At 70.4% G+C, this 577-nt stretch carries 2 protein-coding genes; both read left to right on the top strand.

Annotated elements, in window-relative coordinates:
• Positions 1 to 242: CrcB family protein (locus tag VQ03_RS30200; RefSeq protein ID WP_048454631.1), on the top strand; the 242-nt coding region annotated here is incomplete at its 5' end.
• Between the two features lie 76 nt (positions 243 to 318).
• Positions 319 to 577, top strand: a 259-nt coding sequence (locus tag VQ03_RS30195; RefSeq protein ID WP_048454630.1) for an Rdx family protein, incomplete at its 3' end; no start/stop codon positions are given.

The following is a 577-nucleotide window of genomic DNA, read 5'->3' as shown; positions in this document are numbered from 1 at the left end:
TCATGATGGGGGTGCTCACCGGCTGGTTCGCCGCCCGGGGCGGGGTGCCCCAGGCCTGGCGGCTCTTCCTCACCACCGGCATCCTCGGTGGCTTCACCACCTTCTCGACCTTCTCCCTCGAGGCTTTCCTGCTCTGGGAGCGCGGGGCGTTCGCGGCGGCGCTGATCTACGTGGCGGTGTCGGTGGCGGCCGGCATCGCGGGGGTCGGGGTGAGCCTCCTGGTGCTGCGCCAGCTCGCGTGAGGCGGGTGCCGGACGCGCAACCTGCGTGTGGACCCGGTTGACAAGCGGGGGGATCGGAGGCGGAGTCACATCCACGATGAGCGACACAGCCCCCCGTCCAGAGGCCGAGAAGCCCCGCATCGCCATCACCTACTGCACCCAGTGCAACTGGCTGCTGCGGGCCGGCTGGATGGCGCAGGAGCTGCTGTCGACCTTCCGCGACGCTCTCGGAGAAGTGGCGCTGATCCCCGGGACCGGCGGCGCCTTCGCGATCACCTGCGGCGACGCCCTGATCTGGGAGCGCAAGCGCGACGGGGGATTTCCCGACATCAAGATCCTCAAGCAGCGGGTGCGCG

Source organism: Methylobacterium tarhaniae (assembly GCF_001043955.1).
Classification (GTDB): Bacteria; Pseudomonadota; Alphaproteobacteria; order Rhizobiales; family Beijerinckiaceae; genus Methylobacterium; species Methylobacterium tarhaniae.
The sequence above is the reverse complement of the archived record's forward strand: the minus strand, read 5'-3'. Positions and strand labels throughout refer to the sequence as shown.